Source organism: Treponema sp. R6D11, assembly GCF_054786075.1.
In genome coordinates this window covers 1-559 of the sequence record NZ_BDHD01000639.1, presented here as the reverse complement: position 1 = coordinate 559, position 559 = coordinate 1, and the positions used below count along the sequence as shown (strand labels likewise).

Genomic DNA, 559 nt, shown 5'->3' with positions numbered 1-559 from the left:
AGTACGCTATTATTGTGGACGAATCAAAACTGACGGAGCGCCTTGGGGGTGGTTTTCCCGTTCCCGTGGAAGTTGTTCCAGAGGCGAGAACACAAGTAGCAAAGGCACTTGAAAAATTAGGCGCTAATGTTATGATTAGGGAAGCTGTACGAAAAGCGGGACCCGTAATCACAGAACACGGAAACCTGATTTTGGACATTCGCTTTAATTCTCCGATAGACCCGCAATTAATGGAAACAGAAATAAACAATATCCCGGGCGTTGTGGAAAACGGATTTTTTACAAGAAAGCCGCCTGTCGTATTTATTGCCCGTTCAAATGGAACGGTAGAAAAAAGAGGAAAATGATAACGCGCTTTTTTGAGCGTTTTGCGGCATTAAAAAAATACCTGTCCCTTCAAGGAGTAAATTATGATCGATTTAAAAGAACACCTAACCGAGATTTCCGGTAGCGATTATATTGATTCTGATCTTTTCAGAAAATACAGCGTAAAACGCGGCTTGCGTAATGATGACGGAACCGGCGTACTTGTCGGTCTTACAAGGGTTGGAGACGTACA

General features: G+C 43.1%; 1 protein-coding gene and 1 pseudogene. Both read left to right on the top strand.

Translation table 11 applies throughout. The features are described 5' to 3' along the window. Positions 1-347 (top strand): ribose-5-phosphate isomerase A (locus ACYVTD_RS15220; protein ID WP_461248550.1); only part of this gene is annotated, 347 nt, incomplete at its 5' end. Positions 348-410: 63 nt separating this feature from the next. Next, positions 411-559 (top strand): annotated as a pseudogene (locus ACYVTD_RS15215) (citrate synthase); the annotation flags it as partial.